Annotated in this window: 13 protein-coding genes; 10 read left to right on the forward strand and 3 right to left on the reverse strand. The window is 63.6% G+C overall.

What is annotated here, in order from left to right; all coding sequences use genetic code 11:
- Nucleotides 1–140, reverse strand: a 140-nt coding sequence (locus ACFOW6_RS13970; protein WP_382423172.1) for an adenosylhomocysteinase, incomplete at its 3' end; no start/stop codon positions are given.
- A gap of 260 nt (nt 141–400) precedes the next feature.
- Between ACFOW6_RS13970 and ACFOW6_RS13975 the strand changes: the two genes are divergently transcribed.
- From ACFOW6_RS13975 to ACFOW6_RS14000, 6 genes are all read left to right on the forward strand, one after another.
- Nucleotides 401–1108: a corrinoid protein gene (locus ACFOW6_RS13975; RefSeq protein ID WP_382423013.1), complete on the forward strand. Its 708-nt coding sequence runs from the start codon at nt 401–403 to the stop codon at nt 1106–1108.
- A gap of 32 nt (nt 1109–1140) precedes the next feature.
- Nucleotides 1141–1764: a DUF1638 domain-containing protein gene (locus tag ACFOW6_RS13980; protein WP_382423014.1), complete on the forward strand. Its 624-nt coding sequence runs from the start codon at nt 1141–1143 to the stop codon at nt 1762–1764.
- Complete coding sequence (locus ACFOW6_RS13985; protein ID WP_382423015.1) at nt 1752–2072, forward strand: virulence factor; 321 nt, start codon at nt 1752–1754, stop codon at nt 2070–2072. Before ACFOW6_RS13980 ends, ACFOW6_RS13985 begins: the two co-directional genes overlap by 13 nt.
- A gap of 16 nt (nt 2073–2088) precedes the next feature.
- Nucleotides 2089–3033 (forward strand): methylenetetrahydrofolate reductase, encoded by a 945-nt coding sequence (locus ACFOW6_RS13990; RefSeq protein WP_382423016.1) that lies wholly within the window; start codon nt 2089–2091, stop codon nt 3031–3033.
- A 136-nt stretch (nt 3034–3169) separates the two neighbouring features.
- Nucleotides 3170–4087 carry a methyltetrahydrofolate cobalamin methyltransferase gene (locus tag ACFOW6_RS13995; protein WP_382423017.1) on the forward strand — a complete coding sequence of 306 codons (918 nt, stop codon included), beginning with the start codon at nt 3170–3172 and terminating at the stop codon, nt 4085–4087.
- A 22-nt stretch (nt 4088–4109) separates the two neighbouring features.
- Entirely contained in the window at nt 4110–6146 is a 2037-nt protein-coding gene (locus tag ACFOW6_RS14000; protein ID WP_382423019.1) for an ASKHA domain-containing protein, read from the forward strand.
- A 15-nt stretch (nt 6147–6161) separates the two neighbouring features.
- Here ACFOW6_RS14000 and ACFOW6_RS14005 read toward each other — a convergent pair whose 3' ends face one another.
- Nucleotides 6162–7157: a GlxA family transcriptional regulator gene (locus tag ACFOW6_RS14005; RefSeq protein WP_382423020.1), complete on the reverse strand. Its 996-nt coding sequence runs from the start codon at nt 7155–7157 to the stop codon at nt 6162–6164.
- Between the two features lie 293 nt (nt 7158–7450).
- Between ACFOW6_RS14005 and ACFOW6_RS14010 the strand changes: the two genes are divergently transcribed.
- Genes ACFOW6_RS14010 through ACFOW6_RS14025 form a run of 4 tightly spaced genes read left to right on the forward strand, consistent with a single transcriptional unit; the run spans nt 7451 to nt 12675 of the window.
- Entirely contained in the window at nt 7451–8704 is a 1254-nt protein-coding gene (locus tag ACFOW6_RS14010) for a sarcosine oxidase subunit beta family protein (RefSeq protein ID WP_382423021.1), read from the forward strand.
- Nucleotides 8705–8715: 11 nt separating this feature from the next.
- The gene (locus tag ACFOW6_RS14015; RefSeq protein ID WP_382423022.1) at nt 8716–9009 is read left to right on the forward strand and encodes a sarcosine oxidase subunit delta; all 294 of its coding nucleotides are present in this window, start codon (nt 8716–8718) and stop codon (nt 9007–9009) included.
- A 32-nt stretch (nt 9010–9041) separates the two neighbouring features.
- Nucleotides 9042–12053 carry a sarcosine oxidase subunit alpha family protein gene (locus ACFOW6_RS14020; RefSeq protein ID WP_382423023.1) on the forward strand — a complete coding sequence of 1004 codons (3012 nt, stop codon included), beginning with the start codon at nt 9042–9044 and terminating at the stop codon, nt 12051–12053.
- On the forward strand, nt 12046–12675 hold the full coding sequence (locus ACFOW6_RS14025; RefSeq protein ID WP_382423024.1) for a sarcosine oxidase subunit gamma: 630 nt from the start codon (nt 12046–12048) through the stop codon (nt 12673–12675). The genes ACFOW6_RS14020 and ACFOW6_RS14025 overlap by 8 nt, the downstream gene beginning before the upstream one ends.
- A gap of 28 nt (nt 12676–12703) precedes the next feature.
- Here the strand turns inward: ACFOW6_RS14025 and ACFOW6_RS14030 are convergent, their stop codons facing one another.
- A complete protein-coding gene (locus tag ACFOW6_RS14030; RefSeq protein WP_382423025.1) occupies nt 12704–14182 on the reverse strand; it encodes a hypothetical protein in 1479 nt (492 codons plus the stop codon).
- Between the last annotated feature and the right edge of the window lie 10 nt (nt 14183–14192).

Raw genomic sequence — 14192 nt, forward strand, 5'->3', positions numbered from 1 at the left:
CCCTTCAGCGGCTGCGACGAAGCATACTCCTCGCGCGTCGCCATCAGACCCGGCATCTCCGTCTCAGCTATCTCAAGCTCAAGACGGCCCCAGTCCGCCAAACCAATGTCCTTAACCTTGTAGTCGGCTTCTTCGCTCATCCTTCGTTCCATTCATGACAATGGGCCTGATTATCAGCTGATGTAGCAACCCCCGCACCCCCCGGCAAGAGCTCGGAGTCCGCAGGAGACTGCGACTGTCGCGTTTCAGCCACGACGAGTCGCGGCCACCGAAGCTGGAGAAAGCCCAATCAAGAGACCATGCAGTGACAAAACAGCACAGCCAGCCAAAGGCCGCTGTGTCTGTTTGGCAACAGGTAACCGGGCGGTACACCGGGCCGCAGAAACAAGGGTGTGGTGACATGGCTGACACGGACGATCTGGACCTGCGTTCGCTCAACGACGAGGACCTCGTGCAGCAGATGCACGACGACCTTTACGACGGCCTCAAGGAAGAGGTGGAGGAAGGCGTGCACATCCTGCTGGAGCGCGGATGGGAGCCCTACCGCATTCTGACCGAGGCCCTGGTGGAAGGCATGCGCATCGTCGGCATCGACTTCCGCGACGGCATCCTCTTCGTGCCCGAGGTCCTGATGGCGGCCAACTCCATGAAGGGCGGCATGAACATCCTGCGCCCCCTGCTGGCCGAGACCAATGCCCCCAAGGTCGGCAAGATGGTGATCGGCACCGTCAAGGGCGACATCCACGACATCGGCAAGAACCTGGTCTCGATGATGATGGAAGGCGCCGGCTTCGAGGTCGTCGACCTGGGCATCAACAATCCGCTTGAGAATTACCTGGCAGCGCTGGAGGAGCACAAGCCCGACATCCTCGGCATGTCCGCCCTGCTGACCACGACCATGCCGTACATGAAGGTCGTCATCGAGGGCATGAAGGAACAGGGCCTGCGCGACGACTACATCGTGCTGGTGGGTGGTGCGCCGCTGAACGAGGCCTTTGCCGAGGCCATCGGTGCCGATGCCTACTGCCGGGACGCCGCGGTCACGGTGGACACCGCCAAGGACTTCATGCAGCGCCGGCATAACAGCCTGGCTTCGGCCTCCGCCTAGTGTGCCCGGCAATGCATGGCCAGGAGGTTGCCATGTCCGAACAGAAGACCCTGGTCCTTGCCTGCGGCGCCCTGGCACGCGAGATCGTGGACGCGATCGGCCTGAACGGCTGGACGCACCTGCAGGTCCGCTGCCTGCCGGCGATCTGGCACAACACGCCCCAGCGCATTCCCGAAGCCCTGCGCGAGAAGATCCGCAAGGCGCGCGCGGAGGGCTACCGGGACATCCTGGTGGCCTACGGCGATTGCGGAACTGGCGGCCAGCTCGATGCCATGCTGGCCGAGGAGGGCGTGGAGCGCATCGCCGGCGATCACTGCTATGCCTTCTATGCCGGCCTGGACAGCTTTGCCGAGCTTCAGGAACAGGACCCGGCTACCTTCTATCTGACCGACTACCTGGCACGCCATTTCGAGCGCTTGGTGGTGCGCGGCCTGGGCCTGGATCGGCATCCGGATATGCTGGGGCTGTGCTTCGGCAACTACAACCGCCTGGTCTATCTGGCCCAGACCCACGACCCCGCTCTCCAGCACCGGGCGAAAGCGGCCGCCGAACGACTGGGGCTGGCCTATGAATACCGCTACTGCGGGCTGGGTGAACTGGCGGACTTCCTGCAGCAGGCCGCCCGGCAAGAGGGGGCTGAGCCATGGCCAGCCTGACGATCCTCTACTGGCGGGATATTCCAGCCCAGGTCATCGCGAAGGAGGGGCGGCGCAACGCGAAGGCCGTCCTCTCGAACCGCTTCGAGACGGCCATCGATCGCGCTGCCATGAAAGCCGGATTGCGCGACACTGATGGCTACCTGGCGCACTGGCGGCGCGGGGAGCCACTTCCATGCGGCGCGAACCTTGAAGCGGCCGTCCAGGACATGGCCGCACAGCTGGAAGAGGATTACGACATGCAGCGTCTGCAAGGCCTGATCGACAGCGGCGGTCTGGCAGCGGATCAACCTGCGGACCACCTGTAGTGTAAGGACAAGGGCCATGAGCGTATTGGAAATGACCCCGATGCAGGACACCGACATCGATATGAAGGCCGCGGTCCGCGACTTCATGGAGGGTTTTACCGTGGAAACGACGCCGGGGGCCTCTGCCAAGACGGCAGATTATCGCGAGATGCTGCGTCCGGGCACCTCCGTGGCCGTAACCTTCCTGCCGGGCTCGGATTTCGCGGATACCATCGCCACGGCGGCCCGCTTGAAGCAGGAGGGCTTTCGCCCCCTGCCCCACCTGGCCGCGCGCTCGATGCCAAGTCAGCAGGCATTCGAGGATTGCCTCGCTCGCCTGCAAGGCGAGGTCGGCGTGGACGAGGTCATCGTGCTGGGTGGTGCCGTTCCCACGCCGCTGGGGCCCTTCGACAACTCCATGCAGCTTCTGGAAAGCGGCCTGCTCGATCACCACGGCATCCGCCGGATCGGGGTGGCCGGCCATCCGGAAGGCAGCCCGGATATCCGCGACGAAGACGTCATGGACGCGCTCAAATGGAAGAATGCCTTTGCCGAACGCACGGATGCCGAGCTTTACGTCATCACCCAGTTCTGTTTCCAGGCCGAGCCGATCATCGCCTGGGACCGCCGCATCCAGGCGGAAGGCAATCGCCTGCCCATTCGTATCGGCGTTCCGGGCCTGGCCACGCTCAAGACCTTGCTCCACCATGCGCGCAACTGCGGCATCGGCGCCTCCATGGGCTTCCTGGTGAAACAGGCGCGCAATGTCGCCAAGCTCATGACGGTCAACGCTCCGGACAAGCTGATTGTGGACCTGGCGCACTACAAGGCGACCGATCCCAACTGCGGCATCCACGATGCGCACATGTATCCGCTGGGTGGTCTGCGCAAGACTGCGGCTTGGAGCTACGCCGTGGTTGATGGCGACTTCGAGCTTAAACCGGACCACAGCGGGTTCACCGTCAACCGCAGCGTCGAATAACCCGCACTTCCAGGCTCCGCTTTTGGCCGCGGTGCAGGCGCAAAGCCGCCATTGAACGTCGCGCCGACACGAGCCCGACTCCGCCGCGAAATCCCCTAATGGCCTGACAGCGGCCAGCAATCAGGAGTTCCCCCGCATGTCCCGCACTGTCGTTTCCTCCCAGAGCCGGGAAGTGATCATTGGCTTCGATCAGCCTTTCTGCATCATCGGAGAGCGGATCAATCCCACAGGGCGCAAGAAACTTGCCGCCGAAATGGCTGCCGGCGACTACAGCACGGTCGAGCGTGACGCCCTGGCCCAGGTCCAGGCCGGCGCCAGCATGCTGGATGTCAACGCCGGCATCCCGCTCGCCGACGAGCCGGCCATTCTCGCGGATACGATCAAGCTGGTGCAGTCCCTGGTCGATGTGCCGCTGAGCATCGATTCCTCGATTGTCGAAGCCCTGGAGTCCGGGCTGTCGGTCTATCAGGGCAAGCCTCTCATCAACTCGGTCACCGGCGAGGAGGAGCGCCTGGAGGTGGTCCTGCCACTGGTCAAGAAGTATGGTGCGGCTGTGGTGGCCATTTCCAACGACGAGACCGGAATCTCCGAGGATCCGGACGTGCGTTTCGCGGTGGCGAAGAAGATCGTCGAACGCGCCATGGATCACGGCATCCCGCGCGAGGATGTGGTGGTGGACCCCCTGGTCATGCCGATCGGCGCCATGCGGACCGCCGGACAGCAGGCCTTCAGCATTATCCGCCGGCTGCGCGAGGACTTGGGCGTGAACACCACCTGCGGCGCCTCCAACATCTCCTTCGGGCTGCCCAACCGGCATGCCCTCAATGCCGCCTTCCTGTCCATGGCAGCCTGTTCCGGCATGACATCGGCCATCATGAACCCGTTGCACAGCGAGGAAATGGCTGGCGTCATGGCCGCCGACGTCCTGCTCGGCACCGACCGGGATTGCCGCGCCTGGATCCGCAAGTTCCGCGAACCGGCTGCAGAGGGCTCTGCCGAAGCTACGGCACGCGAAGCGCGCGGCGAACGCAGACGCAGGAGGGCGGCGGGCTGACAAGGCCGGCGTCACCAGATCCATGTCGGATAAATCTTCGCAGGCCTTGGTCGTCTTCACACCTTCGGGAAAGCGGGGGCGCTTTCCCGTTGGCACGCCCCTGCTGAAGTGCGCCCGCAACCTGGGAGTGGATATCGACACGGTCTGCGGCGGCCGGGGCCTCTGCGGACGCTGCCAGGTCACGGTCGGCGAAGGTGAATTCGCCAAGCACGGAATTGTCAGCCGCAAGGAAAATGTCTCCGAGTGGAGCAGTGTTGAGGCGCGCTACCAGGCGAAGAAGGGGATGAAGCCCGAGCGGCGCCTGTCCTGTCAGGCCATGCTCCAGGGCGACACCGTCATCGACGTGCCGGCGGAAAGTCAGGTGCACAAGCAGGTCGTGCGCAAACGTGCGGAAGTGCGCAACATCGAATTGGACCCGGCCATCCGTCTGCATTACGTCGAGGTGGAACAGCCCGATATGCACAATCCCACGGGCGACCTGGAACGCCTGCTCAAGGCGCTCGAAACCCAGTGGGGACTGACGGACCTGACGGCCGAGCTGCGTGTCCTCCAGGGCCTGCAGCAAGCCCTGCGTGCCAGTGACTGGAAGGTCACCGTAGCCGTCCACCGCGGCCAGGTGCTGACCACCATCTGGCCCGGCTTCCGCGACAAGGCTTATGGCTTGGCCGTCGACGTCGGCTCCACCACCATCGCCGCCCATCTCTGCGACCTGGCCACGGGCGAAGTCCTTGCATCCAACGGCATCATGAACCCACAGATCCGCTTCGGCGAGGATCTCATGAGCCGGGTTTCCTACATCATGATGAACCCGGGCGGCGACAACGAGATGACCGAAGCCGTGCGCGATGGCATCAATCGCCTGGTCCAGGAAATCTGTGGCGAAGCCGGCCTGATGCCACAGGACATTCTCAATGCCACCTTCGTCGGCAATCCCATCATGCACCACTTGCTGCTGGGCATCGACCCGACGGAGCTGGGCGGCGCGCCCTTCGCGCTGACCTTCAATTCCGGGATCACGCTCTGGGCCGAGCAACTGGGTATCGATTTGGCACCGGATGCACGCGTCTATGTCCTGCCCTGCATCGCCGGCCATGTGGGCGCGGATACAGCCGGCGTGATTCTCTCCGAACAGCCCCACCTGCGTGATGAAACCACGCTGGTGGTCGATGTCGGCACAAACGCCGAGATCGTGCTGGGCAATCGCCATCGCCTGCTGGCCTGTTCCTCGCCCACTGGTCCGGCCTTCGAGGGTGCGCAGATCTCGGGCGGTCAGCGTGCCGCCCCGGGCGCTATCGAGCGGGTGCGCATCGACCCGGAAACACTCGAGCCGCGCTTCAAGGTGATCGGCTGCGAGAGCTGGTCCGACGAGACCAGCTTCACCGAAGAGGTTCGCCGGATCGGTGTCACGGGGATCTGCGGTTCGGGGATCATCGAGGTCCTGGCCGAGATGTTCCTGGCCGGAATCATCCTGCCCGACGGCACCGTGAACGGTCGCAAGGCCGCCCAGAGCACCCGTGTCTTCATGGAGGGCCGCACCTTCAGCTATCTGCTCCATGAACCGGTGAACCCCGAAGAACCGCGCATCGTCATCACCCAGAACGACATTCGCGCCATCCAGTTGGCCAAGGCGGCGCTGTTCGCCGGCATCCGTCTGCTGATGGAACGCTTGGGCGTCGATCATGTGGACCGGATCCAGCTTGCCGGCGCCTTCGGCAGCCACATCGACGTGAAGTATGCAATGATCCTGGGCATGCTTCCGGACTGCGACCTGGACAAGGTGAGCTCGGCTGGCAATGCCGCTGGAACAGGTGCCCGCATTGCCCTGCTCAACCAGAAGACCCGCGACGAGATCGAACGTGTGGTCAGGCGCGTGGAGAAGGTGGAAACGGCCGTTGAGCCGGCCTTCCAGAAACACTTCGTCGAGGCCATGGCCATTCCGCACAAGAACCTGCTTTATCCGTCGCTGTCGCAGGTCGTCTCCCTGCCAGTCCCGGAACCAGAAGGGCTGTCTCCTCTGGAGGGAGACCAGCCACGCCGGCGGCGCCGGCGCGCCTCCTGACTTCTCCCCGGGCGCCTAGACGCCCTCGTGAACGCCCTCGGGCGCCGGCGGCAGGCCGCGCTCCTTGCGTGGTGTGCGTCCGAAGAAATCGCGATAGCACTTGGAGAAGTGCGAGGCGGAGACGAAACCGCAGGCCAGCGCCACATCGATCACCGACAGGTTGGTCTGCAGCAGCAGCAGGCGCGCCCTGTTGAGTCGAAGTTCCAGGTAATAGCGCGCCGGCGAGCGGCTGAGATACTTGCGGAACAAGCGCTCCAGCTGGCGTGTCGATAGTCCGGCTTCGCGCGCCAGCTGGGCCCGCGACAGCGGCTCCTCCAGATGGCGCTCCATGGTGGAGATAACGCTGAGGAGCTTGGGATGACGCACGCCCAGGCGTGCCGGCAGGCTCATGCGCTGGTGATCGTTCTGGTCGCGGATTCGTTCATGCAGGAACTGTTCGGCCACCGCGGCGGCCAGCTCATGACCGTGCTGCAGGCTGATGACGTTCAGCATCATGTCCAGAGCGGCCGTACCGCCAGCGCAGGTGAAGCGGTGCCGGTCGATCTCGAACAGCTCGTTGGTAACGTCCAGCTCGGGAAAGTCCTCGACGAAACCCGCCAGGTTTTCCCAATGGATGGTGCAGCTGTAGCCTTCCAGCAGACCCGCCTTGGCCAGAATGTAGCTGGCCGTACACATCCCCCCGATATCCGCGCCCTGGCGATCCATGCGCCGCAGCCAGGACAGCAGCCGCCTGTCCGCCACCTTCTTCACATCAAGGCCGGAGCAGAGAACGAAGGTCAGGATCTTCGAGGCATGCTCGAGATTGCCTTCGGGTGTGATCTTCAGACCGTTCGAGGCCTCGACGGGATCTCCGTCAATGGAGAAGACGGGCCATGAATAGAGATCCCGTCCGCTCTGTCGGTTGGCCTGACGCAGGGCTTCGACGGCCGAGGCAAAGGCGATCATGGAAAAGTTCGGCAACAGGATGAAGCCGATTGCCTGTGGGAATTCTCTCGGCACGTTGCCCAGCATCACACCCTCTGATCGCTCATCTTATCGTTGAATAGCCGAACCCAATTGAAGCGCACTATGCCATATTCCATCTGTGTTGCACGTGCCTTTGTGCCGCAAATTGCCATGTCGCGAAATGGAAACTAGCCGACGGCGTTACGAGAGCCAGGAAGCAGTTGAGCAAGTGGTGTAAGAAGTGACTTTACAGACGGCTTCGGAATAATTTCATAACGAATTAGCATTAATAATAAGCTTATAAATAAGTTATACGGGTTAATGGAAGACATGGTCGCATCAGGGAGTCGCCGCGGATAATGACAAAACGCTACTCCATTTTCTCCCTCGCGCGTAACGCGATGACTGGACACCGCGACTGGCCCCGGGCCTGGCGTTCGCCGGAGCCCAAGAAGCGTTACGACGTGGTGATCATCGGCGCCGGCGGCCACGGCCTGGCGACTGCTTTCTATCTTGGCAAACTGCACGGCATCACCAATGTCGCCGTGATCGAGCGCGGCTGGCTGGGCGGCGGCAATATGGGCCGCAACACCACCATCGTGCGTTCCAATTATCTATGGGACGAATCCGCTGCCCTCTATGAGCACGCACTCAAGCTCTGGGAGAGCATGAACGAGGACCTGAACTACAACGTGATGTTCAGCCAGCGCGGCGTGCTCAATCTCGCCCACAACCAGCACGACCTGCGCGAAGTCCACCGACGCGTCCATGCCAACCGCCTGAACGGCATCGATTCGGAGTTCCTGGATGCCGAGGGGGTTAAGGCCTACTGCCCGATTATCGACCTGCGTGGCAACGGGCGGCATCCGGTTCTCGGCGCCTCGCTGCAGCGTCGCGCTGGCACGGCCCGGCATGACGCGGTCGCCTGGGGGTATGCCCGGGCCTGTGATGCCATGGGCATGGACATCATCCAGGAATGCCCGGTCAACGGCTTCCGGATCGAAGAGGGACGGGTCAAGGCCGTGGAAACGCCGAAGGGCACCATCGAGGCCGGCAAGGTCGGCATCGTGGTCTCGGGCAACTCCACCGTCCTTGCTGACATGGCGGGCTTCCGCCTGCCGGTTCAGTCCCAGCCGCTGCAGGCCCTGGTCAGCGAGCCGGTCAAGCCGGTCATCGACTGCGTCGTCATGTCAGGGACAGTGCATGCCTATGTCAGCCAGTCGGACAAGGGCGAGCTGGTCATCGGGGCCGGGGCCGACAAGTACATCGGCTACGGCCAGCGCGGCAGCCTGCCGATCACCGAGGAGACCCTGGCCGCGGTCTGCGAACTCTACCCCATCTTCCGGCGCATGCGCATGATGCGCCAGTGGGCCGGCGTGGTGGACATCTGCCCGGACGCCAGCCCGGTCATTTCCAAGACTCCGGTGGAGAACATGTTCATCAACTGCGGGTGGGGCACGGGCGGCTTCAAGGCCACGCCCGGCTCGGGCTGGGTCTTCGCCCACACCATCGCCAAGGGAGAGCCCCACGAGATCAACGCGCCCTTCAGCCTGGACCGCTTCCGCACCGGCTATCTGATCGACGAACACGGCGCCGCCGCCGTCGCCCATTGAGGAGTACGACGATGCTACAGATTCCCTGCCCCCACTGCGGCCCGCGCGAGGAAACGGAATTCTCCTACGGTGGCGAGGCGCACATCATGCGCCCGGGCAATCCCGACGAGATGAGCGACGCCGACTGGGGCGACTTCCTGTTCATGCGCCGGAATACGAAGGGCGTTTTCTTCGAGCGCTGGGTGCATGCCCACGGCTGCCGTCGCTGGTTCAACGTGGCCCGCGATACCGTGACCTACGAGGTCCTGGCCGTTTACCACATGGGTGAGACGCCACCGACGGTTCCCGAGAGAACCTACCTGTAACCGCCGTACAAGACTGGAAGACCCGACGAACCATGGCGCAGACTCACCGCTTGGCCGAAGGCGGCCTGATCGACAGAAGCAGGACGATCGAGTTCACGTTCGATGGCCGGCGCTACGAGGGCCATCCCGGCGACAGCCTGGCCTCGGCCCTGCTGGCCAACGGCGTGCACTTCGTGGGGCGAAGCTTCAAGTATCACCGTCCCCGGGGCATTTTCAGCGCCGGCGTCGAGGAGCCCAACGCCCTCCTCCAGCTGGGAGAGAACCCCCGGACCGACCCCAACCAGCGCGCCCCGCAGGTTGAGCTGCATGGCGGCCTCGACGCGCATTCGCAGAACGCCTTTCCCTCCCTGAAGTTCGACTTGGGCGAGATCAACAGACTCTTCTCCCGCTTCATGCCCTCGGGCTTCTACTACAAGACCTTCATGTGGCCGAGCTGGAAGGTCTACGAGGGCGCGATCCGCCGGGCTGCCGGCCTCGGCCAGGCACCGGAACAGCCGGATCCGGACCACTATGACAAGACCAATGCCCATTGCGACGTCCTTGTGGTGGGCACCGGACCGTCCGGGCTTGCGGCGGCGCTTGCCGCTGGCCGCAGCGGCGCGCGTGTGCTGCTGGTGGAACAGGACAGCGAACTGGGCGGCAGCCTGCTGTCGTCCGAGCGCGAAGCCGAGATCGCGGGACAGCCGGCCATGGACTGGGTGAAAGCCGCCCGTGCCGAACTTGAGAGTCTGCCGGATGTCCGGATCCTGACGCGCACACAGTGCTTTGCCTATTACGATCATAATTTCCTGGGCCTGCTGGAGCGCGTTACCGATCACCTGCCGCAGGCTGAACGGCCGGCACACCTGCCGCGGCAACGCTTCTGGAAGGTGCGGGCCGGCCATGTCGTGATGGCCACCGGCGCCATCGAGCGGCCACTGGTCTTCCGCGACAACGACCGACCCGGCATCATGCTGGCCAGTGCGGCCAGCGCCTATGTCAATCGCTATGCCGTGAAACCGGGCAAGCGGGCGGTCCTGTTTACCAACAACGACAGCGGCTATGCCGCCGCCCTGGACCTGAAGCAGGCCGGCCTCGAGGTGGTCGCCGTCCTCGATGCCCGGGCCGAACCCTCCGGGCCCCTGACGGAACGGGCCCGCGAAACCGGAATCCCCATTAAGGCCGGCCGGGTGGTCACCGGCACGAAGGGCCGCTTCCGTATCACCGCACTCACTCACATGGCTCTCGACAAGGACGGCAAGTCCGTCAGCGGGCAGGCCGAGGAGATTGCCTGCGACCTGCTGCTGTCCTCCGGCGGCTGGACACCAAGCGTTCATCTCTTCTGCCAGTCGAAGGGCACGCTGCACTGGGATCACGAACTCTCCTGCTTCCGCCCGCACGAATCCATGCAGAAGGCCCAGGGCGTCGCCGGCAGCGCCAACGGAAGCTTCGGACTGGGACGCTGTCTGGCCGAGGGGCATGCAGCCGGACAGGCTGCAGCAGAATCCACCGGCCACAACACGAGCACCGTCGGCGAAGTGGCAAACTCCGAGGACCGAGGTTTCCTGCCGATCCGGGAACTGTTCCTCGTCCCCTCGGACAAGCCGGTAGGCGCAGGCGGCAAGCATTTCGTGGACCTGCAGAACGACGTCACCGCCGCCGACCTGCTGCTGGCGCTGCGCGAGGGGTACAGCTCCATCGAGCATGTCAAGCGCTACACCACCACCGGTATGGGCACCGACCAGGGCAAGACCAGCAACGTCAACGCCATCGGCATCGTGGCGGAACAGTTCAATGCGACGGTCCCGGAGGTCGGCGTCACCACTTTCCGGCCGCCCTACACGGCGGTGACATTCGGTGTCTTTGCCGGCCGCGACGTGGACGAGCTGCTGGATCCGGCGCGCATCACGCCCATGCACTCCTGGCACGTGAACAACGGCGCCCTCTTCGAGCACGTGGGGCAATGGCTGCGCGCCTGGTACTACCCACGGGAAGGCGAGGACCTGCGCACGGCCGTGTCCCGCGAGGTCAAGGCCACGCGCGACTCCCTCGGCATCCTGGATGCCACCACGCTGGGCAAGATCGACATCCAGGGACCGGACGCCGCGAAGTTCCTCAACCTCGTCTATTCCAACGCCTGGAGCAAACTGCAGGTCGGGCGCTGTCGCTACGGCCTGATGCTGAAGGAAGACGGCATGGTCTTCGATGACGGCGTGACCTCGCGGATCGACGAGAACCGCTACATCATGACCACGACCACAGGCAACGCTGCACAGGTACTGGCACATCTGGAGTCCTATCTGCAGACCGAGTGGCCGGACATGCAGGTCTACCTGACCTCGGTCACCGAGCAGTTCGCCACCATGACCATTGCCGGTCCCAATTCACGCGCCCTGCTTTCGGAACTTGCGGATTTCGATGTCTCGACCGAGGCCCTGGCCCACATGGGCATGACCACCGGCAAGGTGGCGGGCGTACCGGCGCGGGTCTTCCGCATTTCCTTCACCGGCGAGATGTCCTACGAGATCAACGTGCCGGCCCGATACGGCCTCGCCGTCTGGGAGGCCCTGATGCTGAGTGGCGAGAAGTACGGCATCACCCCATACGGCACGGAGGCCATGCACGTACTGCGCGCCGAGAAGGGCTTCATCATCGTCGGGCAGGAAACCGACGGATCGGTCACGCCCATCGATCTCGGCATGGACTGGATCGTCTCCAAGAAGAAGGATTTCATCGGCCGGCGCTCACTGTCCCGACCCGATATGCTGAAGGAGGACCGCAAGCAGATGGTGGGTGTGGTGACCTCGGACCCGAAGGAGGTCATTCCCGAAGGCGCCCATCTGGTGGAGAGCAGCGCCGGGCATCCGCCTATCCCGACGGTCGGCTACGTCACCTCCAGCTACTGGAGTCCCAATTGCGGCCATTCCATAGCGCTGGCCCTGGTCAAAGGTGGCCGTGCCCGCAAGGGACAGACCCTTTACGCCAACCTGACGGACCGGAACATCGCCTGCACCGTCACGGACTCCGTGTTCTTCGACAAGGAAGGGGAACGACTTCATGGTTGAGGTCAATCTGAAGCGACCGGCACTGGCCCATCTCGGCCTTGAGGCCGCCGCAGCCGACTTCCGGGCGCAAGAGCATGGCGTGGCTCTTGGCGAAACGCCCTTCCGCGCGGCCATCAATCTCCGCGGCCAACCCTCCAATACGGCTCTCATGAAGGCTTTCGCCAAAGTGCTTGGCGTGGACCTGCCGCACACGCCCAATACCATCGCCAAAGCGGGAGATATCTCCGTGCTCTGGCTGGGCCCCGAGGAATGGCTGGCCACCGGCCCCGAAGAAGCCGAGGAGCGGCTTGAACATGACCTTCGTGAGGCCGCCGGAGATCACTTCGCCTCCGTAAGCAACGTCAGTGATAACTACACGGCGCTGCGCATTTCCGGACCGGCCGCACGGGCAACGCTGGAAAAGGGATGCCCTCTTGACCTGCACCCCCGTGTGTTCGGTATCGGCAGCTGCGCCCAGAGCCTGGTCTCCAAGACAGCGGTCATACTCGAACGGCTTGAGGCCGATGAGGGGGAGGAATGGTGCTATCGGCTCCATGTCCGCCGGAGCTTTGCCGACTATCTGTGGCGCTGGCTCCAGGACGCCGCCAGGGAATACGGTGTCACCGTCCTGAAGAGCTCCTGAGCCGAGCAGCAGGGAGGACTTTGGCCGCTCAGGCCTCCTGCTCCGTTTCCCCGAGGGCCTCCTGGACCTTCGGCGCATAGACCTGTTCCCAGTCATAGCGGCGTAGCTTCGAGGTCATGCTCTCGATCGGGTCGAGGCGATCCAGGTCGATGAAGTCATAACCGGCGGCCGTGGCCGCCAGCAGCTGGCTGGTCTTGTGAACCCCGAACAGATAGACGCCCTGCCTGTTCTGCTCCGCCTTGGTGGCGAAGGTTTCCAGAGCCTGGAGCAGCTGGGCATCCTCCAAGCTCTTGTTCTGCAGCAGGACATCCAGGTCCTGCCCTATGGCGAAGAATCCCATGCCCTTCACGCGGGACAGAAGTTCACTCGAGAATTTCGTTCTCAGAAGGAACCCCTTGGCGCTGGAGCGCAGGTAATCCTGGACTTCCCCCAGCCTGAGCAGTGGAGTTTCGGTATTCACGCCGCAAAGCTCGATCAGGGTCAGGGAGGCATAGGGCGCCACATAGGCCTTCAGCAGGCGGCCAAGCTCCTCGCGATTCCGGCGTGAGGCCAGGCTCTGCACATGGATGGGCAGGACCATCACCATGGGGAACTTGTTCTGCCGGGCCTGTTCATGGACCTGTCCGACTTGCCGGGCCGCCAGGCAGTCGATCCGGCAGAGGGTATCTTCGGCCGCGCTGCCCAGGTCGTCCGGAATGCGTTGCCAGCTTCCGTCCTCGGCCTGCCAGAGCGTGTTGAGATGATTTGCGGCAATCACGCACTTGTGAACGTTCCAGACGGCGCGCAGGCTGTAGCTGACTGCCCGTTCACGCCCCTTGTAGATCACCGTCGGTCGGCGGCCGCCCTCTTCGGAATCCACGGGCGGTAAAGGAGCTTCCTCGGAAGCATAGTCATCGCTCAACGGGCGGATTGTGGTCGACTGAGGGCCTTTTTCCTGGTCTTTCCTGGCTGCCGGCTGCGGCCGCGGCTCTTCCGAGTGCGGCACCAGGGTTTCTGCACTTTTGAGCCCTTCCAGCAGGCGTTCCGCGTCCACGCCCTCGAACTCGATCTCGCCGTCGACGCGCTTCAGGCCGGTGCTGATGTTCACCTCCTGCAACGCCGGCTCCCCCAGGAAATACTGGTAGATCTCGGAAGCGATGCTTGCCAGCTTGAGCTGGGATTCCCTCTCGTCCAGATGCGCAAAGACGACGACGAACTCCAGCTCCCCGACCTCGGCGAAAATATCCTGCTTGTCGATGTGGCCCCGGATGCGCTTGGTGACCGCTTCGCATATCGAGTCGCGCATCTCGCCCCAGCGCTCGCCGAAATGCCTTTTCAGCAGATCCAGGTTGAGCAGATTGATCTGCCCGGCCGGCACCCAGCTGTGGTTATAGAGCATGGACATCAGCTGGTCGCGGAACGCCTCGAGGGTATCCTTCTGCTGCACCCGCGAACGATGTTCGCGCACCACCACCTTTTTCGACTCTTCCTGCCCGCCCAGCAGTCGGGACATCCAGGACCGAATCATGAGACCTCCA

The sequence above is a fragment of the Fodinicurvata halophila genome (assembly GCF_042651425.1).
GTDB lineage: Bacteria > Pseudomonadota > Alphaproteobacteria > Kiloniellales > DSM-21159 > Fodinicurvata > Fodinicurvata halophila.